Here is a 388-nt window from a genome sequence, read left to right on the forward strand (position 1 = left end):
GCCAGATGAAACTCCGGGCCGGGCGAGACGTGACGCCAGTCGTCGGCCGGGAAGTCGGCCCTCCACGCCTGGATGCCACGGGAGGCAAGGTACCCTTCAACCGCTTCGGCCCGCAGCAGGCCGGGAATGCGGAAGAACGGCGACAGCGCCGCGCGGTCGCCACCGAGCGCGGCGAGCGTCGAGGCGATGCCTTCGTCGACCTCCTGCTGGGCCTGCTCCACCGACATCCGGTTGAAGCTCAGCGGATGATTCTGGCTGTGGGTGCCGATGGTGTGGCCGGCGTCGCGCAGCTTGCGGACGCCGGCGGGAAACGTCGTCGCCATCCGCCCGACGACAAAGAACGTCGCCTTGACGCAGTCCTTGGCCAGGATGTCGAGAACCTGATTGC

At 68.3% G+C, this 388-nt stretch carries 1 protein-coding gene; it reads right to left on the reverse strand.

The window, feature by feature from the left end; all coding sequences use genetic code 11:
* On the reverse strand, positions 1–388 hold a 388-nt coding region (locus DYI24_RS27935), incomplete at both ends, for a polysaccharide deacetylase family protein (RefSeq protein ID WP_164574591.1).

It is taken from the genome of Rhodopseudomonas sp. BR0C11, assembly GCF_010820945.1.
Classification (GTDB): Bacteria; Pseudomonadota; Alphaproteobacteria; order Rhizobiales; family Xanthobacteraceae; genus Rhodopseudomonas; species Rhodopseudomonas palustris_H.